This is a genomic window from Clostridium sp. NSJ-145 (genome assembly GCF_021044725.1).
GTDB lineage: Bacteria > Bacillota > Clostridia > Clostridiales > Clostridiaceae > Clostridium > Clostridium disporicum_B.
In genome coordinates, this window is record NZ_JAJNOS010000007.1 from 35647 (window position 1) to 61591 (window position 25945).

General features: G+C 29.8%; 27 protein-coding genes. All 27 read right to left on the bottom strand.

Annotation, left to right across the window (positions count from 1 at the left end):
- Positions 1 to 3: 3 nt before the first annotated feature.
- The 27 genes from LQE93_RS07610 to sigG all read right to left on the bottom strand — a co-directional run bounded on the left by LQE93_RS07610 (position 4) and on the right by sigG (position 25939).
- On the bottom strand, positions 4 to 696 hold the full coding sequence (locus LQE93_RS07610) for a zinc metallopeptidase (protein WP_055263243.1): 693 nt from the start codon (positions 694 to 696) through the stop codon (positions 4 to 6).
- An 18-nt stretch (positions 697 to 714) separates the two neighbouring features.
- The gene (gene fmt, locus LQE93_RS07615; protein ID WP_055263241.1) at positions 715 to 1641 is read right to left on the bottom strand and encodes a methionyl-tRNA formyltransferase; all 927 of its coding nucleotides are present in this window, start codon (positions 1639 to 1641) and stop codon (positions 715 to 717) included.
- 12 nt (positions 1642 to 1653) lie between these two features.
- A complete protein-coding gene (def, locus tag LQE93_RS07620) occupies positions 1654 to 2097 on the bottom strand; it encodes a peptide deformylase (protein WP_055263239.1) in 444 nt (147 codons plus the stop codon).
- A gap of 11 nt (positions 2098 to 2108) precedes the next feature.
- Positions 2109 to 4316, bottom strand: a complete 2208-nt coding sequence (gene priA / locus LQE93_RS07625) for a primosomal protein N' (RefSeq protein ID WP_055263237.1) — start codon at positions 4314 to 4316, stop codon at positions 2109 to 2111.
- Positions 4317 to 4394: 78 nt separating this feature from the next.
- Positions 4395 to 5588, bottom strand: a complete 1194-nt coding sequence (gene coaBC / locus LQE93_RS07630; protein ID WP_055263235.1) for a bifunctional phosphopantothenoylcysteine decarboxylase/phosphopantothenate--cysteine ligase CoaBC — start codon at positions 5586 to 5588, stop codon at positions 4395 to 4397.
- A gap of 2 nt (positions 5589 to 5590) precedes the next feature.
- Entirely contained in the window at positions 5591 to 5809 is a 219-nt protein-coding gene (gene rpoZ, locus LQE93_RS07635) for a DNA-directed RNA polymerase subunit omega (RefSeq protein WP_055263233.1), read from the bottom strand.
- The gene (gene gmk / locus LQE93_RS07640) at positions 5790 to 6425 is read right to left on the bottom strand and encodes a guanylate kinase (protein ID WP_084758926.1); all 636 of its coding nucleotides are present in this window, start codon (positions 6423 to 6425) and stop codon (positions 5790 to 5792) included. The genes rpoZ and gmk overlap by 20 nt, the downstream gene beginning before the upstream one ends.
- Positions 6425 to 6694, bottom strand: a complete 270-nt coding sequence (remA, locus tag LQE93_RS07645) for an extracellular matrix/biofilm regulator RemA (protein WP_032118106.1) — start codon at positions 6692 to 6694, stop codon at positions 6425 to 6427. Before remA ends, gmk begins: the two co-directional genes overlap by 1 nt.
- Before the next feature lie 13 nt (positions 6695 to 6707).
- Positions 6708 to 7589, bottom strand: a complete 882-nt coding sequence (locus LQE93_RS07650) for a YicC/YloC family endoribonuclease (RefSeq protein ID WP_055263229.1) — start codon at positions 7587 to 7589, stop codon at positions 6708 to 6710.
- Positions 7590 to 7759: 170 nt separating this feature from the next.
- The gene (locus LQE93_RS07655; RefSeq protein WP_055263227.1) at positions 7760 to 9145 is read right to left on the bottom strand and encodes an NCS2 family permease; all 1386 of its coding nucleotides are present in this window, start codon (positions 9143 to 9145) and stop codon (positions 7760 to 7762) included.
- A 282-nt stretch (positions 9146 to 9427) separates the two neighbouring features.
- A complete protein-coding gene (locus LQE93_RS07660) occupies positions 9428 to 10399 on the bottom strand; it encodes an asparaginase (RefSeq protein ID WP_055263225.1) in 972 nt (323 codons plus the stop codon).
- 179 nt (positions 10400 to 10578) lie between these two features.
- Positions 10579 to 10980: a PBECR3 domain-containing polyvalent protein gene (locus LQE93_RS07665; protein WP_055263223.1), complete on the bottom strand. Its 402-nt coding sequence runs from the start codon at positions 10978 to 10980 to the stop codon at positions 10579 to 10581.
- Positions 10981 to 11133: 153 nt separating this feature from the next.
- Positions 11134 to 12612: a stage IV sporulation protein A gene (gene spoIVA, locus LQE93_RS07670; protein WP_055263221.1), complete on the bottom strand. Its 1479-nt coding sequence runs from the start codon at positions 12610 to 12612 to the stop codon at positions 11134 to 11136.
- Positions 12613 to 12800: 188 nt separating this feature from the next.
- Positions 12801 to 13793: an NAD(P)H-dependent glycerol-3-phosphate dehydrogenase gene (locus LQE93_RS07675; protein WP_055263219.1), complete on the bottom strand. Its 993-nt coding sequence runs from the start codon at positions 13791 to 13793 to the stop codon at positions 12801 to 12803.
- 5 nt (positions 13794 to 13798) lie between these two features.
- On the bottom strand, positions 13799 to 15115 hold the full coding sequence (der, locus tag LQE93_RS07680) for a ribosome biogenesis GTPase Der (RefSeq protein WP_055263217.1): 1317 nt from the start codon (positions 15113 to 15115) through the stop codon (positions 13799 to 13801).
- The gene (locus LQE93_RS07685; RefSeq protein WP_055263215.1) at positions 15115 to 16449 is read right to left on the bottom strand and encodes a DUF512 domain-containing protein; all 1335 of its coding nucleotides are present in this window, start codon (positions 16447 to 16449) and stop codon (positions 15115 to 15117) included. Before LQE93_RS07685 ends, der begins: the two co-directional genes overlap by 1 nt.
- A gap of 137 nt (positions 16450 to 16586) precedes the next feature.
- Positions 16587 to 17243 carry a phosphate signaling complex protein PhoU gene (gene phoU, locus LQE93_RS07690; protein WP_055263213.1) on the bottom strand — a complete coding sequence of 219 codons (657 nt, stop codon included), beginning with the start codon at positions 17241 to 17243 and terminating at the stop codon, positions 16587 to 16589.
- A 21-nt stretch (positions 17244 to 17264) separates the two neighbouring features.
- Positions 17265 to 18029: a phosphate ABC transporter ATP-binding protein PstB gene (gene pstB, locus LQE93_RS07695; RefSeq protein ID WP_231072891.1), complete on the bottom strand. Its 765-nt coding sequence runs from the start codon at positions 18027 to 18029 to the stop codon at positions 17265 to 17267.
- 45 nt (positions 18030 to 18074) lie between these two features.
- The gene (pstA, locus tag LQE93_RS07700) at positions 18075 to 18899 is read right to left on the bottom strand and encodes a phosphate ABC transporter permease PstA (protein WP_231072892.1); all 825 of its coding nucleotides are present in this window, start codon (positions 18897 to 18899) and stop codon (positions 18075 to 18077) included.
- Positions 18900 to 18901: 2 nt separating this feature from the next.
- Complete coding sequence (pstC, locus tag LQE93_RS07705; RefSeq protein ID WP_186837553.1) at positions 18902 to 19798, bottom strand: phosphate ABC transporter permease subunit PstC; 897 nt, start codon at positions 19796 to 19798, stop codon at positions 18902 to 18904.
- 89 nt (positions 19799 to 19887) lie between these two features.
- Positions 19888 to 20736, bottom strand: coding sequence for a phosphate ABC transporter substrate-binding protein (locus LQE93_RS07710; RefSeq protein ID WP_231072893.1), 849 nt, complete (start codon positions 20734 to 20736; stop codon positions 19888 to 19890).
- A gap of 203 nt (positions 20737 to 20939) precedes the next feature.
- The gene (locus tag LQE93_RS07715; RefSeq protein WP_186837552.1) at positions 20940 to 22625 is read right to left on the bottom strand and encodes an ATP-binding protein; all 1686 of its coding nucleotides are present in this window, start codon (positions 22623 to 22625) and stop codon (positions 20940 to 20942) included.
- Positions 22626 to 22628: 3 nt separating this feature from the next.
- Positions 22629 to 23327, bottom strand: a complete 699-nt coding sequence (locus tag LQE93_RS07720) for a response regulator transcription factor (RefSeq protein ID WP_186837551.1) — start codon at positions 23325 to 23327, stop codon at positions 22629 to 22631.
- A gap of 23 nt (positions 23328 to 23350) precedes the next feature.
- Positions 23351 to 24088, bottom strand: a complete 738-nt coding sequence (gene pgeF / locus LQE93_RS07725) for a peptidoglycan editing factor PgeF (RefSeq protein ID WP_055263199.1) — start codon at positions 24086 to 24088, stop codon at positions 23351 to 23353.
- Between the two features lie 195 nt (positions 24089 to 24283).
- Positions 24284 to 24736, bottom strand: a complete 453-nt coding sequence (nrdR, locus tag LQE93_RS07730; protein ID WP_055263197.1) for a transcriptional regulator NrdR — start codon at positions 24734 to 24736, stop codon at positions 24284 to 24286.
- Between the two features lie 60 nt (positions 24737 to 24796).
- Complete coding sequence (locus LQE93_RS07735; protein ID WP_055263195.1) at positions 24797 to 25075, bottom strand: YlmC/YmxH family sporulation protein; 279 nt, start codon at positions 25073 to 25075, stop codon at positions 24797 to 24799.
- Between the two features lie 90 nt (positions 25076 to 25165).
- A complete protein-coding gene (sigG, locus tag LQE93_RS07740) occupies positions 25166 to 25939 on the bottom strand; it encodes an RNA polymerase sporulation sigma factor SigG (protein WP_055263193.1) in 774 nt (257 codons plus the stop codon).
- Positions 25940 to 25945 lie beyond the last annotated feature (6 nt).

The window sequence follows — 25945 nt, forward strand, 5'->3', positions numbered from 1 at the left end:
CTCTTAATCGTTATTTCTATTGCTTAATGCAATTAATCTTAATAATTGTGTTATTGACATTAATGCTGCTGCTACATAAGTCATAGCTGCTGCACCTAATACCTTTTTTGCCCCATCTACTTCATTTCCTAGTAAAATTCCTCTTCCTTCTAACACCTTTAACGCTCTACTAGATGCATTAAACTCAACCGGCAATGTAACTAGTTGATAAATTACTGATGCAGAAAAGAATATAATTCCTATAGTTGTAAGTCCAGGAATACTTAAAAATATCCCTAAAACAAATAAAATCATAGACATTTGACTTGCAAAATTAACGCCTGTAGCTATTGATGTACGTAAAACAAGTGGTTTATAGTGCTCTTTATGTTGTATTGCATGCCCAATTTCATGAGCTGCTATTCCTGCTGCAGATATAGATGTTCCGTAAAACACATCTCTCGATAATCTTACAATTCTACGAGTTGGATCATAATGATCCGATAACTCCCCACCTGTTTCTACAACTGGTACATCATAAAGTCCGGCTTCATCTAACATCATTCTAGCCACTTGCTCACCAGTATATCCATTCATAGTTCTTATAGCTTTATATTTTCTATAAGTACTACTCACCTTACTTTGAGCCCATAAAGCAATTAATATCGCTGGTATTAGCATTAACATTGTTCTATCTGGATAAAATCCAAAAGGCATATTTCCCTCTCCCTTTCTTTATACTAATTTAGTTCCTACTTCAATCTCTTTACCATTAATATATTGTTCAATTGTTAATGGCTTACCATTTGGAAATTGAATCTTCTTTATTAATATTATTCCATCTGAAGTGTTTACCTTCATACCACTTTTGTTAACACTAATAATAGTTCCTGGTTCTTTAGAACTATTTTCATTTATAACAATACTTTCATAGATTTTCATACTTTCACCTTTATATGTAGTATGAGCTATAGGCCATGGATTAAGTCCTCTTATTAAATTGTGAATATCTTTAGCCGATTTTTCCCAATCTATTTTTCCTGTATCTTTATTTAACATTTTAGCATAACAAGTTTCGCCTTCTTGCTTTATTGGAGTTATTTCTCCTTTTGACATTCCTTCGATAGTTTTTATTAAAAGATCAGCTCCACTTATCATAAGCTTATCATGCAATTCACCTGCTGTCATATTTTCAGTTATTTCTACTTCATCCTTTAATAGCATATCTCCAGTATCTAAGCCAACATCCATAAGCATAGTTGTATTTCCAGATACTTTTTCTCCATTTATCACTACCCAATTAAGAGGTGCTGCTCCTCTATACATAGGTAATAATGATGCATGTAAGTTTATACATCCTATACTAGGTATATCTAAAACCTCTTTAGTTAATATTTGCCCAAAAGCAACTACTATTATAAAGTCTGGTTTTAAATCTTTTAAATATTCTATAGCTTCTCTATCTTCCTTTAGCTTTTCTGGTTGAAAAACTTTTATATTATGCTTTACAGCAACCTCTTTTACTGGTGAGTAAGCCATCTTTTTACCTCTTCCTTTTGGTCTATCAGGTTGAGTAAATACAGCTTCAACTCCATATTTAGAAATAATTTTTTCTAATGAAGGTACAGCAAAATCTGGAGTTCCCATAAATACAATCTTCATTCTAATCTCTCCTTATTTTCTGTAGTCTACGTATAAAACACCATTTAAATGGTCATTTTCATGAAGCACAGCTCTTGCAAGTAGTCCTTCTGCTTCTAAAATAAATTGCTCTCCTTTTTCATTGAAAGCTCTTACCTTAACATAATTTGGACGCTCTACTTCACAAGATTCACCTGGAACACTTAAGCACCCTTCATCATCAATTTGAGATCCACTAGTTTCTAATATTTCTGGATTAATAAATACCATTAGCCCTTCTTCATCTCTTATATCAATTACAAATAATCTTTTTAAAATTCCTACTTGAGGAGCTGCTAACCCAACACCATCAGCAGCATACATAGTCTCAGCCATGTCTTTTATTAAAACTAAATCTCTTGGTGTTATTTCTGTAATCTCTTTACATTTCTTTCTTAAAACATCATCACCAATTTTTCTTATATTTCTAATTGCCATAATTATTCCTCCTAAATTAGACTGTTTGGATTAATATCTATACTTATTCTTATTTCATTATAATTGCTCTTATTATTATCATAAAGTAATTCTTGAATTTTTTTTGCAAATTTTAAATCAAATTCCCCTTTTAGAACTATTTGCCACCTAAAATTTTCCTTGATTTTCTGAATCATACATGGAATAGGACCTAATATATCAATTTCATCATAATCTTTTACCACCATAGATATCTTAGTTGCTATATCATTCATAAAATCTTTTAGTATTTTTTCATCTTTTGAACTTCCATTTATTAATAATATTTTCCCAAAAGGAGGATAATTCATTAATGCCCTCACTGTAAATTCTTTTTCATAGAATCCTTCATAATCATAATTTTTAGCATATTGTAAGCTATAATGTTCTGGAGTATATGTCTGTATAATAACCTTTCCTTCTTTAACCCCTCTACCTGCTCTTCCTGCAACTTGAGTTATTAATTGAAAGGTTCTTTCTGCTGATCTATAATCCGGTATATTGATAGACATATCAGCCGCTAAAATGCCAACTAAAGTTACATTCGGGAAATCTAATCCTTTTGAAATCATTTGGGTTCCAATTAAAATATCTCCCTCTCCTCTTTTAAAGGCATTATATAATCTCTCATGAGAATCCTTTGCTCTTGTAGTATCTACATCCATTCTTATAACTCTTGCATCTTTAAAGTACTTTTTTATTTCGTCTTCAACCCTTTGCGTTCCTGCTCCAAAAAATTTCACATATTTACTTTCACATTTTGGGCATTTACTAGGCTCTCTTTTAGTTTTACCACAATAATGACATACTAGAAAACCATTTTTATGATATGTCATAGAAATTTCACATTCATCACATTTAAAAACATATCCACAACTTCTACATGATACAAACGTTGAAAAACCTCTTCTATTTAAAAACAAAACTATTTGTTCTTTTTTCGCCAGCACTTCTTCGATGCTCTTAAATAGCTTCCTACTAAATAATGATCTATTACCTACCTTCAACTCTTCTCTCATATCAACAAGTTCCATTGTAGGCATAGGTTTACCATCGACTCTTTTAGTAATCTCAACTAAATCAATTTCACCTGAAATAGCTCTATAATAACTTTCAATAGTAGGTGTTGCTGAGCCTAAAACTAATTTAGCTCCCCTTTTATTTACAATATATTCAGCAACTTCTTTTGCTTGATATTTAGGATTTTGCTCTGACTTATATGTATTTTCATGTTCTTCATCTATTATAATAAGCCCTAAGTTTTTAGCAGGTAAAAACAGTGCGCTTCTTGCTCCTACAATTACTCTTGCTTTTCCTTCTTTAACTCTATGCCACTCATCAAATCTCTCTCCATCTGAAAGCTTACTATGAAACAACGCTACATCTTTGCCAAATCTTCCTTTAAATCTTTCTATCATCTGCGGTGTTAAAGCTATTTCCGGTACTAAGATTATAGCTGATCTATCATTTCTCAATTCCCATTGAACTAATCTCATATATATTTCTGTTTTTCCTGATCCCGTTACCCCTTTTAACAAAAAGATATTTTTATCAGAATTCAATATTTTTTCTATAGCATTATGTTGCTCATAAGTTAATTTTTTATCTTCATCTTTTATATATTCTCTTTCATTATACCTAAATACAACTTCTTCTACGGATTTTAAAATTCCTTTTTTTATCAAGTTGTTAAGTTTATATTGAGATATAGAAAAGTTCTTTATTAGTTCACTTTTAGAATATTTACCTGAATACTCTTTTAAAATATTTATAATTTCTTTATATCCATCTGGATTTTTTATATCATCTAAATCATCTTTAACTAATACTATAACATTTTTAACTTTATTTTTAGCACCTTTCATAATCCCTATAGGTATTAAAAGCCTAAAAGCATCTATATATTTACAAAGATATTTTTCCTTCAAAAAATAAATTAATTCAATGTCATCTGGGGTAATGATTGGTTCCTCTGTTTCAATAGATAGTAATTCTTTCACCTTGTATTCAAATTCTACTTCATCCTCTTTTTTTATACTTATTATAAACCCTTCTACTGGTTTATTTCTAAAGCCAAAAGGAACTTTTACAATCTGCCCTACACTAACCTTATCGTTAAGACTTTCAGGAATTTTATAAGTAAAAGGTCTATCAATTTCTACAGCTTCGCTATTTAATATTATTTCACCATAAAGAATCAAAAAATCACCCTCATATTACTAATATAATCCATATAATATTTATTTTTAATGACCCTTTCAATATAAAGAAAAGCGCAATTAGCGCTTTCCTAGAATCATATCAAATATATTTGTAGCTACCTGCTTTTTACTCATCTTATCAAGATTTATAACACTACCATCCTTAGACAGTATAGTCACTTTATTATCTTCACTTGCAAAACCAGTATCACTTGCAGTAATATCATTAGCTACAATAAAATCTAAATTCTTGTTTTTAAGCTTCTTTTCTGCATTATTTAAAACATTATTACTTTCTGCTGCAAAACCAACAAGAATTTGCTCTTTTTTTCTTTCTCCTAAAATTTTTAGGATATCACTATCTCTAGTAAGTGTTAACTGTAAGTCACCCTCACCTTTTTTTATCTTTTCATTACTATATTCTTTAGGTTTATAATCAGCTACTGCTGCTGACTTAATTACTATATCAGCAAAATCATAATACCTTAAAACTGCATCTTTCATTTCACTATTAGTTTTTACACTTATAAAATTAATATCTGCTATTCTAGGTATATTTGTCGGGCCAGATACTAATGTTACTTCAGCCCCTCGCTCTTTTGCCTCTTGTGCAATAGCATATCCCATCTTTCCTGTAGATTTATTTGTAATATATCTCACTGGATCAATAGGCGCTATAGTAGGTCCTGCAGTAACTAATACTTTTTTACCTAAAAGATCTTGTTCTTTTTCTTCAAGTTCTAACAATACTCTATCAACTATATCAGATACATTAGCTAATTTACCTTTTCCAAGATCTCCACAAGCTAATCTTCCACTAGCTGGTTCTATAAATTTATATCCGTAATTTTTCAATTTATTAATATTGTCTTGAACTATTTTATTTTCATACATTTTTGTATTCATAGCTGGCGCAAAAATAACTTTTGCTTCTGTTGCCATTATCGTTGTAGAAAGCATATCATCTGCTATACCATTAGCAACTTTACCAATAATATTTGCAGTGGCTGGTGCAATCAACATTATATCTGCCCACTGAGCTAAAGATATATGTTGAATCTCCCATGCCTTAGGTTCTGCAAACATATCGGTTATAACCATATTTTGGCTTAACGATTGAAACGCTAAAGGTGTAACGAATTCTTGTGCAGACTCAGTCATTATAACTTTAATTTCAACATCTTGTTTTCTCAAAGCACTTATTATGTCTAAAGCTTTATATACTGCAATTCCTCCAGTAACACCTATTACCACTCTCTTTTTGTCTCTCATGACTATTTTGTACCTTCTTCTACCTTATGGTAGCTAACTGAACCTTCATTAATTTCATTAATAGCTAATGTTAAAGGTTTTTTTGATTTATTTGTTGTTAATGGATTGCTTCCATCTATAATTTGTCTTGCTCTTCTAGAAGAAACGATAACTAACGAATATCTATCTTCTACCTTTTTTAATAAGTCTACTATTGATGGATTAATCATAGAGTTGTTCATGAATTAAGCCCTCCTTAGAATCTAATATTGTATCTTTTATTCTATCCACTCTACATTTTTCAGCTGTAATAATTCCTTCTATTTTAGAAACTGCTACATCAACTATATCATTTACTACTGCATAATTATATTTTGATATATAATTTATTTCTTGATATGCAGATTTAAATCTTCTCATTAAAGATTCAGGTGTTTCACTGCCTCTTTTAATTATTCTTTGTTTTAATTCTTCCATTGATGGAGGAAGTATAAATATAAATACACCTTCTTTAAAGTTCTCTTTAACTTTAAGTGCACCTTGAATATCTATTTCTAGAATTACATTTTTGCCACTATTAAGCATTTCTTCAACTTTTGACTTTGGTGTCCCATAATAATTTCCATATACTTCAGCATATTCTAGGAAATCTTTTTGTTCTACTCTTTTAATAAAATCTTCTTTTGTTATAAAGTGATAATTAACACCATCTACTTCACCAGCTCTAGGCTGTCTCGTAGTAGCTGAAACAGATATAAATAAATCATCATGTTTTTCTAATAACGCTTTACATATTGTACCTTTTCCAGCTCCTGATGGTCCTGATACCACTATTAATAATCCCTTATTATTAGTCATTATTCATCAACCTCATCTACAGTTTCATCTTTAGTTGATAATCTATGTGCAACAGTTTCTGGTTGAACTGCTGATAAAATTACATGATCACTATCAGTTATACAAACAGCTCTTGTTCTTCTTCCATAAGTTGCATCGATTAACATACCTCTGTCTCTAGCTTCTTGGATTATTCTTTTAATCGGTGCTGATTCTGGACTTACTATTGCTACAAGTCTATTTGCTGAAACAATATTTCCAAAACCAATGTTGATTAACTTAATTCCCATTGCTCTCCTCCTATTATTCTATATTTTGAACTTGTTCCCTTATCTTTTCGATAAGATTTTTTATATCAATGACTATATTAGTCATATGAATATCACTTGATTTAGATCCTATAGTATTAGTCTCTCTATTCATTTCTTGAATTATAAAATCTAATTTTCTTCCTATAGGTTCATTTAAGCTTAAAGTTTTTCTAATTTGGCTAATGTGACTTCCTAATCTTGTTATTTCTTCATCTACAGTTGCTTTATCTGCAAATATACATACTTCTGTGGCTAACCTATTTTGATCAATATCCGCACCACTTAAAAGTTCTGATAATCTTTCTTCTAATTTAACTTTATAAGCTTTTGGAACTGTATCAGCTACCTTTTCGATTTCTCTAACTAAATCTTCTATTACACTTACTTTATCTAATATATCTTCTTTTAATTTTTCCCCTTCAACAATTCTCATATTTATCATCATTTCAATTGAAGTTGAAATTAAAGGTTTTAATTCTTCGAATATCTCCTCTACCTTCTCCTCTTCTTGAACTACTGTTATAACTTCTGGGAATCTTGCAAGTTGCATTACTGATACATCATTTTTAAGTCCAAAATTTGTTTCTATTTCTCTTAAACAATTTAAGTAGTCTTCAGCAAGCTTTAAATCAACCTTTGGTGTTCCTTCATTTTGAGAATAATTTTTTAAGTTAATAAAAACATCAACTTTTCCTCTTGATAAAGAGGATGAAATCATCTTTCTCACTTCTTCTTCTAATGAAATTAAAGCTTTAGGCATTCTGATATTTATATCTAAATATCTATTATTGACACTTTTCATCTCAACAGTAAAAATACGTTTTTGTCCTTCTTCACTACTACTTCTACCGAAGCTAGTCATACTTTTTACCATAATTCATCCCTAACTTTCAATATTTATCTTATATACTTTTTTGACAATATAAACAGTTTATATTCTCAACTTACTAATGTCAACTTTTTGTTAACAAATTGTTCATAATTAAATTAAAAAAGTCTACCTCCTAAGAAGTAGACTTTCAAACGTCTATACCCTATTTAATTTTATAAGAATGCAATCTTTAAAATAAATACTACTAATAGTAAATACATAACCCAAGAAATCTTTGTCTTTTTCTCCTTGCTTTTAGCAAAGAAGATGTTATATATTAGGTTAATTACTACGTATGAAATTATTCCTAAAGTTAATCCATCACCTATACTATATGTTAATGGCATTGCAGCTATAGTTAAGAATGCTGGCACTCCTTCAGTAATATTTTCAAACTCTATTTCTTTAACAGCTTCAAGCATTAAGTATCCAACATAAATTAGCGCTGGTGCTGTAGCACATGACGGTATAGCTACAATTATTGGTGAGAAGAACATTGCAATAAGGAATAATATACCTACTGTTATTGATGTATATCCTGTTTTACCACCTTCCGCAACACCTGTTGCACTTTCAACATAAGTCGTAACTGTTGAAACTCCTAAGCAAGCTCCAGCAGTTGTTCCTATAGCATCAACCAAAAGCGCTCTTCCCGCATTAGGAACATTACCATCTTTATCTAACATTTTAGCCTTTGAACAAACTCCAACTAAAGTACCAACTGTATCAAAGAAATCTACGAATAAGAATGTACAAACTACAGTTATAAACATCTTTAAATTATCTGGATGGAACGCATGAGCTAAATCAATTTTTCCAGCTATTTCTCCTATACCTTCAAACTTAAACACTCCACTAGGCAGATAAATTCCTAAAGCTGCAGCTGCTTCTGTGTTTATTAAAGCATATCCCCATCCAATTAATGAAGAAATCAATATTCCCCAAAGAATAGATCCTCTAACACCTTTCTTATTTAAAACAGTTATTATAACTAATCCTATAAGCGTAATTATAACCGCTGGAGTAAATTCACCTAAAGCAACCATCGTAGCCTCATCTGAAACTACAAGCCCTGAATTAACTAATCCAATAAACGCTATAAATAATCCAATACCACCTGTAACAGCTAATTTCATATTTTTAGGAATAGCATTTACTACTGCTTCACGAACTTTAAATATTGATAATAATATAAATATGATACCTTCAATAAATACAGCTGTCAAAGCCACTTCCCATGAAATTCCCATTCCTAAGACAACAGAATAAGCAAAGTAAGCATTTAATCCCATACCTGAAGCTAATGCAAATGGTAAGTTAGCAAATAACCCCATCATTATGCAAGCAAGTGCAGCCGCTAAACAAGTTGCTGTAACTAATGCTCCAGCAGGCATACCAGTAGCTGATAGTATATTAGGATTAACTGCGATAATATATGCCATTGTCAAGAAAGTAGTTAACCCTGCAAGCATTTCTTTCTTAATATCAACATTCTTATTTGTTAATATCGGTAAAAGTTTTTCTTTTGTTGATAGTTTTTTCGTTGATAATTCCCCCATTTTCAACACTCCTTATAAATAATATGTAAATAAATTAAAGCTATGATAAGTTAATTAAGACGACTCACCATAGCTTAAAAATTCAAATCTATGCGTATAAATCAATAATAAAACATTTCTTTTCCAAAGAAACATTCGTGTTTGTTTATCCCAATCGAATCACCTTACGAATATTATTGTATCACTTTTAACTCTTTTGGTCAACTGTTCCGAATATTTTTTATATGTTTTAAATCAATTTTCGCACATATTATTTATTATGTAGTTTTTCCCTAACATTCTTTATTCAAACTGCTTTCTTATTTGTTCTAAATCTAACTCTGAATTTATTGATAAAAGAAGTTTTATTCTTGCTTTTTGACCTGGTAGTGTATCTCCGAATATTATCCCCAAATCTAGCAACATCTTTCCTCCCCCTTCGTACCCATAAGATTCATGAACTCTTCCTTCAAAGCATCGTGACACTATTACCACTGGAATATTATTCTCAATAGCTCTCTTTATTCCAGGAACCATTCTAGGTGGAACATTTCCTCTTCCTAAAGCTTCTATTACAATTCCACCATAACCTTTTTCAATAATAAAATCTATAAATGTAGAATCCATGTCTACTGCACATTTAATCAGCGCTACTTCTTTATCAATTTTGTTAACTTTGTATTTTGAAGTATTTATAGTATTTCTATAAAAGATAACCTTATTATTATCTACAATTCCAATTGGCCCAAAATTAGGAGTTCTAAATGCATTTAAAGCCATAGAATTTGCTTTTGTAACTTCTGCTGCTGAATTTAATTCTCCATTAAAGCAGACTAAAACTCCTCTTCCAATAGAATCATCAGATATAGCAGTACAAATTGATGTTGCTAAATTAAAAGGGCCATCGTATCCCAATTCTGAACTACTTCTCATAGCTCCAGTTATTACTATCGGTTTAGATGTATCTATTGTTAAATCTAAAAAATATGCTGTTTCTTCTAAAGTATCAGTTCCATGTGTAATAACTATCCCATCTATATCACTTCTATTTACTAATTCTGTTACGAAATTACTTAGTTCTAATATTGTCTCAAAAGTCATGTGAGGTGATGGCATACTAGAGAAAGTATATGATTCTATTTCTGCATAATTCTCTATTCCAGTCACCATAGACATTATTTCTTCCCCTGTTAAACTTGGAACAGCTGCCTTAATCCTTTCATCTACTTTCATAGATATTGTCCCACCATTAAAAATAACTGCTATCTTCTTCATTTTATCACTCCATCTCAATATAATTTATCCTATAACCTAAACAAACAAAAAGTGGCAAAGCCACTTTTTTATATAAGCAATAATTTAATTCAAAACTTAATTTAATAGCTCAAGATTATCAACAAATATTTCTTGAGTTTATTATACAACCCCACTCCATTTCTTTCAATAAATATATTTTAGCCACAATTCACTTTAATTAGTTCACCATAATCTAATCTATTTTTTATTTTATTATCATTTATAGGGTACATAGTAGATACATAAATATACTGGTTCATTTCGTCCACCTCCACTCCTAACAACAAATAATTATACATTTTCTTTACAAACTGAATAGAAGTAGTTCCCTCCTCACTTTTGTAAAGTCCGATATAATCCGGTTCTTCCAGTATAACTTTCATAAACTCAAATATATTTTTCTTTATATTCTTGTCTAATTGTTTACCATGTCTTTTAATAATATGCTTTAGCACTCCAGGGCAGGCATATATCGCTCCAGTAAACTCTATACCTAACTCATCTGCAACACTCCGCCTCAAATAACCCACTCTTTTATAGGTACAAAATCTGCTATTCATATTATCCCTCTTTACTATAATATATTAAGCACATATTACTTGCTTAATATATTATATTCTACATTCCCTATATATTTCACACTTAATATATATAATTATAAAGTTAACTAAAATTTAAAAGCACCTATCTAAAAAGATAGGTGCCAAATATTGTTATAAAATTATACAGATCAATCCGCCATTACCTTCATTAATTATTTTTTGAAGTGTTTTTTGGATCTTAACTTGAACATCTTCTGGCATCTTATAAAGTTTATTTTGTAAGCCTTCTTTAACTAATACTTCTAATGACTTTCCAAACATATTACTTTGCCATAAAGATTCTGGATCACTATCAAATTTTTCCATTAAAGCTTTAACTAATTCTTCACTTTCTTTTTCTGATCCCATTATTGGACTTATTTCAGTCTTTATATCAGCCTTTATAAAATGTAGTGATGGTGCACTAGCTTTAAGTTTAACTCCATATTTACTTCCTTGAGTTATCATTTCAGGTTTTTCAAATTTCATTTCTGATAATTGTGGTGCAACTAATCCGTAACCTGTTTCTCTAACATCATAAAGAGCATCTTTGATTTTATCATACTCTTTTTTTGCTACATTAAGCTCTTTAATTAAAGATATTAAATCACTCTCACAGCTAACCTCAACTCCACAATCTTCACTTAACACCTTATAAAAAATACTTTCACTTGGCTTTAATAATATTTTTGCAGTACCCTCTCCAAGTTTAATCTCACTTAATTCTGAAGCATTGGCATTTTCATCTTCTTTAAATGAGTTAAATGAAGGTTTTATGTCTTTTATCTTTTCTACATCGTCACACATTCCCTTTACTATTTTAAAGAATTCTTTCTTTAACCAATGTTCTGGATCAAGCTTTTCTACCCATGTAGGCATATCTATGTTTATTTCTTTTACTGGGAACTCTTTAAGTACATGTACAAATAAATTTTCAATATCTTTTTCAGTCATATTATAAACATCCATCACTTGAACTGTAACATCATATTTAGCTTCCATTTGTTTCTTCAATGATTCAGTCTCTGGTGAATTTATGTTCTTTGTATTAAGTACAACTACGAAAGGTTTTTTTATTGATTTCAATTCATCTATTACCCTTTCTTCTGCTTCTAAGTACTCAGATCTCTCTAAACCAGTTATACTACCATCAGTAGTTACAACTAAACCTATAGTAGAATGATCTGTAATAACCTTTCTTGTTCCAATTTCTGCTGCATCTTCAAAAGGTATCTCATAATCATACCATGGTGTATTTACCATCTTAGGTTCATCTTCTTCTAAATACCCTAATGCTCCCTTTACAATATAACCTACACAATCAACTAATCTTACCTTAAAACTAATATCGTCATCCACAGTAATTTCTACAGCCTCATTTGGTACAAATTTTGGTTCTGTAGTATGAATAGTTTTTCCTGATCCACTTTGTGGCAATTCATCTTTTGCTCTCTCTTTCTTAAAAGAATTTTCAATTTTGGGTATAACCATTAGGTCCATAAACTTTTTAATAAAAGTAGATTTACCTGTTCTAACAGGTCCAACTACTCCTACATATATGTCCCCTTGAGTTCTTTCTGCTATATCTCTGTATATGTTGAAACCCTCCACTAATTTTCCCTCCTATATATTTTTAACAATATATATATATTCTCACGCTAGAAAAAGTATACTGGTTTTTCTGCTTATAATTATTTCAAATCAAAAAATTTAATTCTTTCTTTTGCAACACTTTGTTTATGTATAGTATATATAAATACAAAAAAATGCACGTATATTTATATACGTGCATCAAACTATTAATAAACTTCAGACTTTTTGTCTCTTTTTAAAAGTTCATCTACTACATCTTTAGCTTTTCTATTTTCAAATAAAACTCTATATAATCCATCTGTAATCGGCATCTCAACATCTAGCTGTTCTTTTAATTTATAGAATGCATTACACGCAGTAATACCTTCTACTACCATACCTACTTCTTTTACAGCATCATCTTTGCTCATACCTTTTCCTATTAAAATACCAGCTTTTCTATTTCTAGAGTGCATACTAGTACAAGTAACTATAAGGTCACCCATTCCAGTAAGGCCTAAAAATGTTTCAATATTTCCACCTAACTTTGTACCAATTCTAACTATTTCAGCCATTCCTCTAGTCATTAAAGCAGCTTTTGTATTATCACCATATCCTAATCCATCACAAACTCCGGCAGCTAATGCGATAATATTCTTTACAGCTCCACCAATTTCTACCCCAACTAAATCACTATTAGTATAAACTCTAAATTCTTTAGTCATAAATAAATCTTGAACTTCTTCTGCCACTTTCATATTTTTAGAAGATGTTACAACAGTAGTTGGTATATTGAAAGCAACTTCTTCTGCATGACTTGGACCAGATAAAACAACTACAGGATTATCTATTTCATCATTAATAACTTCTACTAAAGTTTTATTAGTACCTTCTTCTATTCCTTTTGCTATGCATATAACCGGTATATCAGAAGATATTTTTCCTTTTAAAGTTTTAGCTCCTATTCGTATAATCTGAGATGGTAATGCTAAAACTACATATTCTGCTCCTTCTAAAGCTTTATCTACATCATTATAAGCTGTGACATTCTTAGGCACTTCTAATCCTTTTATATACCTATCATTTTTTCTATTTATATTAATATCGTTAACCACAGATATATCTCTATCATATATAGATACATCATTTCCTTTGTTACCTAATAATATAGCTAGTGATGTACCAAAACTCCCACCACCTACAAAAGTCACTTTACTCATATAGATTATTCCTTTCTTTCTCTATACTCTATTTGAATTCCTGTACCACTAAAATCGAAACTATCTCTTAATTGATTTTCTAAATATCTTTCATAAGAGAAATGTCTCGCATTTGTATCATTAACAAAGAATACAAACTTTGGTGGTTTTGTAGCAACTTGTGTTGCATAATAAATCTTAAGTCTTTTTAATGCTACTACTGGTGGCTCTTTCATTAATATTGCTTTACTAATTACATCATTTAATACACCAGTCCCAACTCTCTTACTGTAATTATCATAACATTCTTTAGCTACTTCTAAAACTTTATGCGCTCTTTGCCCTGTTAATGCAGATATAAATAGATACTTAGCATAACTTATAAATTTTAAATTTGATTGTAAGTCTTTCTTATATACATCCATAGTCTTACCATCTTTTTCAATAAGATCCCACTTATTTACAACTACCATTATAGCTTTGTTTAACTCATGAGCAAATCCTATTATCTTTTCATCTTGGTCTGTAACACCTTCTGTAGCATCTATCATAAGTATACATACATCAGCTCTTTCAATTGCTGTAAGAGTTCTTATAACTGAATATCTTTCAATCTCTTCTTTTACCTTACTTTTTCTTCTAAGACCAGCAGTATCTATTAAAGTAAACTTTCCAAAATCAGTTTCTATTTTACTATCTATTGCATCTCTTGTAGTTCCAGCTATCTCAGAAACTATTAGTCTATCCTCACCTAATAATCTATTTATTAATGAAGACTTACCTACATTAGGCTTACCTATCATAGCTATTTTTATATCTTCTTCTTCTTCATCTGCTTCACCTATTGAATCAAAGTGACTTACAACCATATCAAGCATATCTCCAAGTCCTTTTCCTTGACCTGCAGATATAGCTACTGGATCACCTATCCCTAAGTTATAAAATTCCCAAGCATTTTCTTCATCTTTTAAGTTATCTATCTTGTTAACAACTAATACAACTGGTTTCTTAGACTTTCTAAGCATAGTTGCAACTTCATTATCAGCCGCTGTTAATCCTTCTTTACCATCAACAACAAACATTATAACGTCAGCTGTTTCTATAGCAATATTCGCTTGTCTTCTCATTTGTTTTACAATAATATCTTGATTTTCTGGCTCAATCCCACCTGTATCTATCATTGTAAATACATGATTTAACCACTCTGCTTCTGCATAAACTCTATCTCTAGTTACTCCTGGAGTATCTTGTACAATAGAGATTCTTTTCCCTGCTAATTTATTAAATAATGTTGATTTTCCTACATTTGGTCTTCCAACTATAGCTACTATTGGTTTTCCCATTATTTTTCCTCCTGACATACATCGTTTATAATATCTATTAAGTCTTCTCCTGTGTGGTCAGCAACAAGAACCTTAACTCCTAATTCTTTTTCTATATCCTCTACTCTCACATCATCTAGCATTATATAATCAGCAGGCGCTAACTCATATCCTTTTCTGAACATATTACTAGACATAATTAAATATTCACTTTTAATTCTACCCTTTAATTGACTTATTATATCTTTACCAGTTAAAAGACCTGTAACTGTTATAGATTCACCATAAAAATGATTTATTATTTCAAATACATCAATTTTTATATTTTCATTAGCTTTCATTATCTTCTTAGCACCATTCATAACTTCATTAAATGCAAGTTTTCCAGTAGCTATAGTAAATGTACCGCTAATATCTTTTCTTAGATTTTGCACTCCATAATTAATTGCTTCTCTAAAGCATCTAATCATTCCAACTCCATCTTCAATTTGTTCATACCCTTTATAAAATTCCTCTTCAGGTACATCTATTCCTGATACAATATAAAATTCATCAGACATTCTTATAAAAGGATCTCCAATTTCATTCATAAATTTTTCTTGGAATTTCATAACCATTTCTAATTCTTCTCTGGCTAATTCTTTATCAAATGTTTTTACCTTCACTAGTCCATCTCTAAACTTAGTAACGCCTATTGGTACTACTGCAACATTAGCTACTGATGGATACAGGCTATATAAATCATTTATAGTTTTCTTTAGCTCTTCCTTATTATTTACTTCTGGAATAAGAACTATTTGGCAATGCATTTCAATACCAGCATCTGCTAACTTTTTCATTCTATCATATACTTGCCCTGCAAATCTATTACCAAGCATCTTAACTCTTAACTCTGGATTTGTAGTATGTACAGAAATATTTATAGGACTAATCCTATATCTAATAATTCTATCGATGTCTTCATCTTTCATATTTGTTAGTGTTACAAAATTTCCTTGAAGAAAAGATAGTCTTGAATCATCATCTTTAAAGTATAAGGTTTCTCTCATTCCTTTAGGATTCTGATCTATAAAGCAAAACATGCACTTATTACTACACCTTTTTGCTTTATCCATTATTCCGCCGCCAAATTCTAATCCAAGTTCTTCGCCGTAATCCTTCTCGATTTCGTATTCCCAAACTTCTCCATTAGACTTCTCCATTTCTAAAACTAACTCTTCATCTGCTGTTAAAAATCTATAATCAATAATGTCTGTTATTTTTTCTCCATTTACTGATAATAAAATATCATTAACTTCGATGCCAACCTCTTCAGCAATACTATAAGGTATTACATTTGTTACTACATTCCTCATAACGTCACTCCTATAATAACCTATCATCTCTATGATATATTAACCTAATAATTATCTTCAGTCAACAAAAGAGATTATTCTAAGCCACATTTTCACAATAAAATAAAGAATATGAGAAGTTCTCATATTCTTTATTATTACTCATTTAAATCTACATAATCACCTTTTTTAGAAAAAATTATCCACTCGCAAATATTTGTTACGTGATCCCCAACTCTTTCTAGGTATTTTGATGCAAATAAAATTTGTGCTCCTCTATTTATCATAGTTTCATCTTTAGCCATTTTCTTTAACATTTCATTGAATAGCCCACGATACAATATATCAACTTTATCATCCATTTTACATATCTCATAAGCTTCTTCAACATTTCCATCCACAAATGCTTCAATTGATTTTCCAATCATTTTAATTAGAATATCAACCATCTCCCATATTGAATCACACTCTTCACCTATTGGTTCTAACTCAACCCTTTTAGTTATTTTACATATGTCTACTGCATAATCTCCCATTCTTTCTAAATCTGTAACAATTTTAGATGTCGTAAAAATTTTTCTTAAATCTGTAGCAACAGGGGATTCCATAGCCATAAACTTCAAACATTGCTCTTCAATTTTTTTATTTAGTTCATCTACCTTATCATCATTTTTCATTACATTTTCTACAAGATCCATATCTCTATTTTTAAAAGCTTCAATACTATCATATAATTGTTTTTCTACCAAACTTCCCATTTCTGCCAATTCAGAAATTAGTACTTTCATTCTATTATCTAGAACAGTTCTTGTCATAATCTCACTCCCTTTTAAATTTTAGCCGAATCTTCCTGATATATAATCCTCTGTTCTCTTATCTTGTGGTCTATAAAAAATATCTTCTGTTTTTCCATATTCTATAAGTTCACCGGATAAAAAGAATGCAGTTTTATCTGCAATTCTTCCTGCTTGTTGCATGTTATGTGTAACTATAACAACGGTATAATCTTTTTTTAGTTGATCCATTAGCTCTTCCATTTTATTTGTAGATATAGGGTCTAGAGCCGATGTGGGTTCATCCATTAATATTATTTCAGGTGATACTGCAATAGTTCTTGCAATACAAAGTCTTTGTTGTTGCCCACCTGATAAACCTAAAGCACTTTTTTTGAGTCTATCCTTAACTTCATCCCATAATGCAGCACCTTTTAAACTTTTTTCAACTATTTGGTCTAAAGTCTTTTTATCTTTAACCCCATGAACTCTCGGACCATATGCTATATTGTCATATATAGACATTGGAAATGGGTTCGGCTTTTGAAATACCATTCCTACTTTCTTTCTTAAATCTATTTCATTAAAATCTTTATATATATCTTTACCATCAACTAGAATTTCACCATCTATCTTCACTCCTGCAATAAGATCATTCATTCTATTTAAAGTTCTTAAAAAAGTCGACTTCCCACATCCTGATGGTCCTATTAATGCTGTAACCTTGTTTTTTTCTATATCTATATTAATATTCTTCAGAGCTTGATTATCTCCATAAAACAAATCTAAATTTTTCACCTGAATTTCAGGCGTTATTATATTTGACATACTTACACCTCTTAAAATTGTATAATACTCACTATTTAAATTTAATTAATACTCGGCCTTATTTAATTTCTTGCTTATTAACTTAGCTATAATATTTAATATTAAAATCATTACTATCAAAACTATTCCAGCAGCAGCTGCAGATGCAATATCACCTTTTTCTTTTGTTTCTAAAAAGGCATGAACTGTCAATGTTCTTCCGCTAGACATAATACTCTTCGGTATTTTATATACTGTACCTGCTGTTAAAAATAACGCGGCCGACTCTCCTATTACACGTCCCATTGATAATATTACTCCTGAAAGTATTCCAGGTATTGCACTTGGGAGAATAACTTTATACAAAGTTTGAAACTTAGTAGCTCCAAGTCCTAAAGAAGCCTCTCTATATGATGATGGAACAACTTTCAATGCCTCCTCTGTAGTACGTATTATTACAGGTAATATAATTATAGATAAAGTTAATGAACCTGCAATAAGTGAATATCCAAAATTTAATGCAGCCACAAAAAATGCTGCTCCGAATAATCCATATACTATAGAGGGTATCCCTGCTAAAGCTTCTGTTGAGTACCTTATAATCTTTACCATCTTTCCTTGCTTAGCATATTCTTGTAAATATACCGCAGAAAGAACTCCTATAGGTGTAGCTATTGCAAGTGATAAAGCAACTGTATACAACGTAGATATAATAAATGGTTTTATTCCTCCACCACCAGAAGGTTTATATTCACTAAATAAATAATTAAAATTAATTATTTTATATCCTTTTATAAATATAAATCCAAGTATGAAAACTAATATGCTAACAGTTATTACAGCTGATAAATATAATAATACTTTTAAAATACTCTCTTTGAATTTTCTCATTTTTATTTACCTTCCTTACTAGAAAGTTTTGAAATAACTAAATTTAATATTAAAATAAATGCAAACAACACGACCCCAGTTGCAAATAATAATTCTTGATGTGCTTGTGATGCATATCCCATTTCCAACGCTATATTACTAGTAAGTGGTCTTACCTTATCAAAAATAGATGTTGGTATTTGTACTGAATTACCTGCCACTAAAATTATAGCCATCGTCTCTCCAATAGCTCTTCCACTTCCAAGAACTATTGCTGCTAATATACCTGACTTTGCTGCAGGCACAACCACTTTAAAAGTGGTCTCTATATGTGAAGCTCCTAATGCTAACGAACCCTCTTTATAACTTTTAGGAACTGCTTTTATCGCAGTGGTTGAAACTGAAATTATTGTTGGTAACATCATTACAGCTAGTACAATAATTACTGCAAATAAACTTTGTCCTTGCGCTAAATTAAAAGTTCTTTGTATCCATGGAACAATTATTGCCAAACCAAATAATCCATATAACACAGATGGTATTCCAGCTAAAAGTTCAACTGCTGGAATCATAAATTTTGATACTCCTTTTGGTGCAACTTCAGCTATAAATATAGCTGTTAGTAATCCAATTGGAACCCCTATAATTAAAGCTCCTACAGTACCATATATTGAAGCAATTATCATCGGTAATATACCGTATTTAGGCACTTCTGATGTAGGGTACCAATCAGTACCAAATATAAATTCTATAAAAGATTTATCTCCTGTAACAAAAGGCTTTAATCCCTTCATAAATACGAATCCTATAATTAAAATTAAACTTACCACTGCAACAAGTGCACATATTAAGAATATCACTCTAGTAATCTTATCAACAATATATTTACTCGTATTACTCTTTATATTTCCCTCTACCATTTTAGTCCTCCTAATGGTAATAAATATCCTTGATTTTATGTAGTAAAAACGCCTCAAGCATTGAGGCATTCTTACTCAAATATTAATTATTATTCTAAAGTTATTAATTTGTTATCTTTAACAATTTGTTGACCTTCTGAACTTAAAACATATTCAATTAAAGCTGCTCCAGCTTCAGTTAAAGTATCTTTCTTAGTTACTAATAAGAAAGGTCTTGATAACTTATATTCTCCTGCCTTTACGTTATCTGGTGTTGCTTCAACATCATTTACTTTTAAAGCATTTACACTATCATCTATATATTCAAAAGAAGCAAATCCTATTGCATTTTCATTCCCTGCAACTGTAGTTTTAACAGCTCCACTTCCATCTGCAATTGAAGCATCTTTTATTAATTCCTCTGATTTATAACCAACTATTTCTTGGAAGGCATCTCTTGTTCCTGAGCCTTCTTCTCTACTTATAACAACTATTGGAGAATCAGATCCGCCTAACTCTTTCCAGTTAGTTATTGTTCCTGTATAAATTCCTTTAATTTGTTCTAAAGTTATGTTTTCTACTTTATTTGATGGATTTACTAGCAATGCAATACCATCATGAGCAATTACTGTTCCATCCACTTGTGAAGCTTCTTCACTCTTTAATTCTCTTGAAGACATTCCAATTTCTGAAACACCATTTATAACATCTTTAATCCCTGCACCTGAACCATTTTCTTGAACTTCTAATGTTATGCCTTCATTTGCAACTTCATATCTTTCTTGAACTTTTAACATTAATGGCCCAACAGAAGTAGATCCCGAAATTGAAATAGTTGTTTGAGTTTCAGTTCCAGCATCTCCGCTTTGTCCATTATTTCCTCCACAACCTGTTAAAGTTGCTCCCATCATCATTACTACTAAAGCACCTACCATCAATTTTAACTTTTTACTCTTCATAAATTTTCCTCCAAATCCACTTCATTTAATTTGTTCGATTTATTAATTTATTACCTTACAATAACAATAATAATATCTTAACGTTAAAGGAATATTATGCTATTGTTAAAGAGTATTATAAGAATGTTAAGTTGCTGTTAATTGTAATAATATAAAAAAAATTAAAAGAGTTTATTGGCGTGTAAAGCCATAAACTCTTTTAATTACTTTCTAATTTTAACTATAAACTTTGTACCTTCTCCTAATTCTGAATAAACATCTACTTCGCCATTAAATAGTTTTACAATATGTTTTACAATAGCGAGCCCTAATCCAGTACCTTTACTGGATCTTGATTTATCAACTCTGTAAAATCTTTCGAATATTCTCGGTAAATCTTCCTTTGGTATACCAACCCCATTATCTTCTACTTCCATTATAAGATAATTATTCTTTTCTAAAAGCTTAACTTTTACCTTCCCATTCTCTTTTGAATATTTCACTGCATTATCAATAAGATTCATACTTAACTGATAGAATTTATCTCTATTCCCACTTAAGTCCCCATTATATTCATCAACTAACTTAACTTCTATGCCTTTAGAGCTAGCTTCAGTACTTATTACATCTATAACCTCTTGTACTACATCCATCGGCTTAAATTTTTCCATTCTAGTTACTTTCATATTTTCAATATTAGATAAAATTAATATATCATTAATTAGTCTACTTAATCTATCAGCTTCTTTATTTATAATATCTAAAAATTTCTTTCTAGTTTTATTATCATCAACATACTTTAAAGTTTCTGAAAAACCTTTTATAGATGTTAATGGAGTTTTTAGTTCATGAGAAACATTTGCTACAAATTGACTTCTCATGTTCTCTAATCTTTTTATATCTGTTATATCAGCCAAAGTTATAACTATACCTATAGTATTTACATTACCATTAATTATAGGAGCTTTTTTCACCTTTAACTCTCTTTGAACTGGATGAAATAATTTTATTTCTTTAGAGTCAATCTCTGGAATGTCTTTAACAAATTGCAACAAATCATAATCTATAATACACTCTTCAATTTTCTCTCCTATTATTTCTCCTTTTAACCCAAATAAATTTTTTGCATAGTTATTTATAAGCATTATCTTTCCATAGTTATCAATTGCAATAACTCCACTATCCATACTTTCTAATATTGCTTCTAATTTGTTTTGTTTATCGTAAGAATCATTAATCTTAATCTGTAATTCATCTGCCATTTTGTTAAAACTTCTTGCTAAAGATCCAATTTCATCATCATTATATACCTTAGCTCTATTGTATAAGTCTCCATTCAAAATCTTAGCAGTAGCCTCTTCTAATTCCTTTATTGGGTATATTATAATCTTTGTTAATTTAACAGATAACCATAAAGCTAAAATAGCTACTATAATTATAATAAATATATAATATTTATAAGTTCCTGATAAAAATACCATTATTGCACTTGTTGGCACAGAACTTCTAACTACAGTATTTTCATCTATTTTGGTCGCGTAATATACTAGATTAACTGTAGAGGTACTACTATACCTTACGCTTGAACCCTCATTATTAATAAAAGCCTGATGAATCTCTTCTCTATCAATATGATTATCAGAAAGTGATCCCTTACTTTCTGAGTCATACAAAACATTACCTTGTCTATCTATTATAGTAAATCTAACTTGATTATTATCTATTCTAAATTTACTGAAATCAACATCATTCTCTTTAATTTCTTTAATAAATAACTCATTATATACAGATAAAATACCCTTAGTTCTATCTATCTCTTGTATATTTATTAATTCTTTAAATGCTAAACATACTAATACTAGAGAAAATATTACAGTTGCAAGAGATGAGATTATAATTCTCTTTTTCATATATTATAGATCTGGGTTAAATCTATACCCTACTCCTCTTATAGTCTCAATAAATTTAGGGTTTTTATCATCATCTTCTATTTTCTTTCTTAAATATCTAATATGAACATCTACTGTTCTAGTTTCCCCTATATATTCATAACCCCAAATCTTATCTAAAAGCATTTCTCTTCTTAAAATTTTACCTCTATTTTTAATTAACATTTCTAATAATTCAAACTCTTTTAATGTTAAATCTATTTTTTTACCCTTTATTCTTATTTCCCTTTTTTCAAAATTTGCAGATAAATCCCCGAACACCATAATATCGCTTTGTTCTTCTTTAGCACCTACTCTTCTTAATACAGCCTTTACTCTTGCCAAAAGTTCTCTTACTGAAAACGGCTTTGTTATATAATCATCCGCCCCTAACTCTAGTCCTAAAATTTTATCAAACTCTTCACTTTTAGCAGTAAGCATAATAATTGATATATTTTTCACTTCACTCTTTGTTCTTATCTCTTTACATACATCATACCCATCTTTTCCTGGAATCATCAAATCTAAAAGTATTAAATTAGGTCTTTCATTTATAGCTAAATTAACTGCATCTATTCCATTATTACATGTTATTACATCATACCCTGAAGATAACAAGTTATATTTTATAAGTTCTACAATATGTTCTTCATCATCTACTACTAATATTTTTTCATTAGCCATTAAGTATTCCCCCTGAACTTTTATTATTTCTTGTAAGCAAAAGTAAATAACCTTCCATACGTTCCAACACTTTTTCTATAAGAAAATAATTTTATGTCTTTTTCACAATAAGTACACAGATTAATTGTATAAATATTATCTTCTTTAATATTTATATTTCTTAAATCTTCTAAGATACAACGCTCCATACTAAGATTTCTACCTTTAAATAGCTCATTTTCATTTATTTTAGTCTTATTTAAAAAGCTTTCTTTTAACTCTTCAGATACCTCATAACAGCACTGTCTTATATGAGGTCCAATATAAACTTTAATATTCTCTATTTTAACATCATATTCTTGAATCATTTTTTCAATAGTCTTTTTTGTTATCGAGTTAAAAGTTCCCTTCCAACCACTATGAATCGCAGCTATGACACCTTCTCTTTCATCTACTAAAATTACCGGAACACAATCTGCTGTAAAGGCTCCAATAATAACTTTTTCTTCTTTTGTTATTATAGAATCCCCTTCATACTCTCTAAATTCTTCTGCATCACCTTCAAATACAAATACATTATCACTATGTATTTGATGAAGATACACAACTTCATTAACATTAAAATCTTCCTTTAATGAATTTATATTTTTTTGCCCTTCTTCAGTATTTCTATTAAAACTTCTAGAATCCTTAGCTGTTGAAAATACAACATCAACCTTCTCCCCTTCAATAACTAAAAAATCCTTAAAAACTTTTAAATTATTTATATTTATTTTTTTCATAAAAATCCTCACTTTTAATATACTTGTGCATATTTTAACATTTTTTATATTTGTTTTCTATTCAATTATATATTTTTTACTTAATTTTAACTTTAAGTAAAAATGATAATATAAATTTTAATTTATATATAATTATTATCTTTGCCATAAACAATATAAAAATAGACTTTCTAAATTGAGAAAGTCTATTTTTTATTATTTAGTCATTAAATTTTTTATTTCTTCTAAAAATGTATTTATATCTTTAAACTGTCTATATACAGAAGCAAATCTTACATATGATACTTCATCTATTTTTTTCAATCTTTCCATTATCATTTCACCAATCAACTTTGTCTCTACTTCTGTCAGCATTTTATTAGATATAGACTTTTCTATATCTTCAGCTATATCCTCAATTTGCCTTCTAGAAATAGGTCTTTTTTGACATGCAATAATTAGCCCATTGACGATTTTTTCTTTATTAAAGTTTTCTCTTGTTGAATCTCTTTTTATAACTAAAATTGGAATATCCTCAATTTTTTCATAAGTTGTATACCTTTTGCTACAGTTTGCACACTCTCTTCTTCTTCTAATAGTTGTATTATCATCTGTAGATCTAGAATCAACTACCTTGCTTTCGTCAAATCCACAAAAAGGGCACTTCATATTTATCAAACCTTTCTCATATGTACTTTACTATATTATATTATCTTTTAATAAAATTTGCTAGATTCTATTTTGCTCTAACTCCCTTTGAATATCACTTCCATCAATCAATAAAACATCAACACCTAATTTAATCACTTTTTCCCATGGCACTTCTATATCTTCTTCTTTTCCAAACCAACTTTTAGTAGGCGATGGTAATGTTAGTGATATAACTCTTTGCTCATTTACATCCACCCTAAAATCTTTAACATATCCTAGCTTAGAACCTGTAGATATATCGATAACCTCCATACTTCTTATAGCATTTGTTGAAAATAAAACTAAATCTTCATCCATAATTACCCCTCCTATTCTACTTAATTATTTATATGATTACTAATATAAATTTATTATAAAAATAGCGAAAAAATAGGACTCAAAAGAGTCCTAAATATATTTTCTCATATGTTTTAATGCAGTTTTTTCTAATCGTGAAACCTGAGCTTGAGAAATGCCTATTTCATCTGCAACTTCCATTTGAGTTCTTCCATTAAAAAACCTTAATGTTAAAATTAATTTTTCTCTATCATTTAACTTTTTCATAGCCTCTTTAATAGATATATTTTCTAACCAACTGTCATCACTATTCTTTGAATCACTAATTTGATCCATAACGTATATAGCATCACCACCGTCATGATAAATCGGTTCAAACAATGATACTGGATCTTGGATTGCATCAAGTGCAAAAACTACATCTTCTCTAGGGATATTAAGTTCCTTTGCAATTTGAGAAATAGTTGGTTCTTTATTATTATCTTTAACTAATCTATCTCTAACTAATAAAGCTTTATATGCTATATCCCTTAAAGATCTACTGACTCTTATAGCATTATTATCTCTAAGATACCTTCTAATTTCTCCTATTATCATCGGAACTGCATAAGTTGAAAACTTAACATTTTGTGATAGGTCAAAATTGTCTATAGCCTTCATAAGTCCTATGCATCCGACTTGGAATAAATCATCTACATTTTCGCCTCTATTATTAAATCTTTGTATAACACTTAATACTAACCTTAAATTTCCTTTAATAAATGTTTCCCTAGCAGTTTTATCGCCTTCTCTCATCTTTAGAAGGAGTTCCCTCTTTTCTTTTTCTTTAAGTACTGGTAACTTCGAAGTATTTACTCCACAAATTTCAACCTTGTTAATGATCAAAATCTT